3 protein-coding genes and 1 pseudogene are annotated in these 2,495 nt (G+C 63.3%); 1 reads left to right on the forward strand and 3 read right to left on the reverse strand.

Translation table 11 applies throughout. The annotated features are described in order from the left end of the window. Window positions 1-214: pseudogene (locus ENZ75_RS28420) on the forward strand (VOC family protein); the annotation flags it as partial. Between the two features lie 125 nt (window positions 215-339). Here ENZ75_RS28420 and purB read toward each other — a convergent pair. The 3 genes from purB to ENZ75_RS28435 all read right to left on the reverse strand — a co-directional run. Then, a complete protein-coding gene (gene purB, locus ENZ75_RS28425) occupies window positions 340-1,647 on the reverse strand; it encodes an adenylosuccinate lyase (RefSeq protein WP_063167823.1) in 1,308 nt (435 codons plus the stop codon). 59 nt (window positions 1,648-1,706) lie between these two features. Next, entirely contained in the window at window positions 1,707-2,120 is a 414-nt protein-coding gene (locus tag ENZ75_RS28430) for a hypothetical protein (protein WP_082826442.1), read from the reverse strand. Window positions 2,121-2,227: 107 nt separating this feature from the next. Further along, on the reverse strand, window positions 2,228-2,495 hold a 268-nt coding region (locus ENZ75_RS28435; protein ID WP_128278491.1), incomplete at its 5' end, for a DUF2259 domain-containing protein.

The raw sequence follows: 2,495 nt of genomic DNA on the forward strand, positions 1-2,495 counted from the left end.
GGCCAAATATGGCGGCCAGGCGGTGTTCCTGTCGTCAGGCGGCTATCACCACCACATCGGCGCCAACGCCTGGCAGAGTTCGGGCGCCGGCCGCCGCGATCCCAGCCGGTCGGGTCTGGCCTGGGTGGAGATGCGTTCGGACAATGTGACCAGCCCGGTGACCCGCGAAGATCCATGGGGCACGGTGATCAGGACTGTTCCCGGCAAGGCTTGATTTGAGGGCTGCGCCAAGCTGGAGCACCCCTCAACCGTCGCGGCGTTGCGCGCCGATCCACCTTCTCCCACAGGGGAGAAGGTGAAGCCTGCCGCTCGCGGCCAGCGACGGTATAGCGCTTTGCCTCAGGCTTTGCCAAACACCCGCTTGAAGATCGTGTCGACGTGCTTGGTGTGATAGCCCAGGTCGAATTTCTCGCGGATTTCGGCCTCGGGCAGGGCAGCGGTCACTTCCTTGTCGGCCAGTAATTCTTCAAGAAAATCAGCGCCTTGCTCCCACACCCTCATGGCGTTGCGCTGGACCAGACGGTAGGAGTCTTCGCGAGACAACCCAGCCTGCGTCAGCGCCAGCATGACACGCTGCGAATGCACGAGGCCGCGGAACTTGTTCATGTTCTTCAGCATGTTGTCGGGATAGACGAGCAGCTTGTCGATGACGCCGGTCAGCCGCGACAGTGCGAAATCGAGCGTCACGGTGGCGTCAGGGCCGATCATGCGCTCGACCGAGGAGTGGGAAATGTCGCGCTCGTGCCAGAGCGCCACATTCTCCATCGCCGGCATCGCCATGGAGCGAACCATGCGGGCAAGGCCGGTGAGGTTTTCGGTCAGCACAGGGTTGCGCTTGTGCGGCATGGCCGACGAGCCCTTTTGGCCCGGCGAAAAATACTCTTCCGCTTCGAGCACTTCGGTGCGCTGCAAATGCCTTATCTCGATCGACAGCCGCTCGACCGACGAGGCGATGACGCCGAGCGTGGCGAAGAACATCGCGTGGCGATCACGCGGGATTACTTGTGTCGACACCGGCTCGGGCTTCAGGCCGAGCTTAGCCGCCACATGCTCCTCGACATAGGGGTCGATGTTGGCGAAGGTGCCGACCGCCCCGGAGATCGCACAGGTGGCGATATCCTCACGCGCGTACACCAACCGCTCGCGGCAGCGCGAGAACTCGGCATAGGCCTGCGCCAGCTTGACGCCGAAGGTCGTCGGCTCGGCATGGATGCCGTGGCTGCGGCCAATGGTGACGGTGTTCTTGTGCTCGAAGGCGCGGCGCTTGAGCGCTGCAAGCAGACCATCGATATCGGCGAGCAGGATGTCGCTGGCGCGGGTCAGCTGTACGGCGAAGCAGGTGTCGAGAACGTCGGACGAGGTCATGCCCTGGTGGATGAAGCGGGCGTCCGGCCCGACGAATTCGGCAAGATGGGTCAGGAAGGCGATGACGTCATGCTTGGTGACGCGTTCGATCTCGTCGATCGCCTCGACGTCGAATTTTGCGGCACTGCCCTTTTCCCAGATGGTTTTTGCCGCTTCCCTGGGGATGACGCCGAGTTCGGCCAGCGCATCGCAGGCATAGGCTTCGATCTCGAACCAGATGCGGAACCGGGTTTCTGGCGACCAGATGGCGACCATTTCCGGCCGGGAATAGCGAGGGATCATCGGTCAGTCCTGACATATCGAGAAGTTTGCCCGCGTCCTAACAGAGGCGAGCAAAATGCTCAACGCCGCTGGCGCGCAAACCAGACGCCCGCGGCAAACAGAGCGATGAAACCAACTGGAAAATAGAGCCGGATGCCCAGCACCACGAATTGATAGAGCGCAATCAACGTCGTGAAGACGAACTGGAGGACCCAGGTGCGGGTGAAAGCAGGCGCATGCCACTCGGCGTAGTAGGAGCGGTACTGCAGGGCAAACAGCCCGCCGGTCAGGCCGATCGTCGCCGCTGCTAGGCACACGAAGGCCGCGGCGAAAGCGACTTCCCAGCGTCTTCCCTGCGAGACCAGCCGCGCCGCGAACAGGCCGATCGGGAAGGCCAGCGCAGCTCCCGCCGCAAACAGCATGGTGACAATGCGGATTTTCGCCGGCGTCTCCCAGTCGCCCAAAAACAAGGTGAGGAGCGCGCTGGCGCCCATTGTCACAGCCCACAACAAGGCGCCGACAAGTGCTGTGCGCGGCGTCGGTATCGCGCGGCGAAGGCGGTTCAGCGCACGATCGCGCGCGGCGGGTTGAGCAGGGGGTGTCACAGGCGGCCGGTCACCGCGATCCAGCGAAAGTCCGGGCCTTCAAAGCCGTATTGGCGCACCGCGATCAGCACGGCATAGGCGCTGAGGCTGTCCATGGAAAAGGTCTGCACGGCGCCGATGCGATAGCCGTTCGGGCAACCCCGGCTTTTCGGTATCGCCTTGTCCTCGTGCAGCAGCTTGGTCGTGCCGCCATCCTGCGCCTCGATGCGCAGCAGCCGGAAGCCGTTGATTTCGCCCTGGCTCTCGCAGCCATCGGCGTTGTTC

Source organism: Mesorhizobium sp. M7A.F.Ca.CA.002.04.1.1 (assembly GCF_004022805.1).
GTDB lineage: Bacteria > Pseudomonadota > Alphaproteobacteria > Rhizobiales > Rhizobiaceae > Mesorhizobium > Mesorhizobium ciceri.

Coding starts and splice junctions, on each gene's coding strand:
- ENZ75_RS28430 (WP_082826442.1), bottom strand. CDS start 2,120: ATGGGCGCCAGCGCGCTCCTCACCTTGTTTTTGGGCGACTGGGAGACG.
- purB (WP_063167823.1), bottom strand. CDS start 1,647: ATGATCCCTCGCTATTCCCGGCCGGAAATGGTCGCCATCTGGTCGCCA.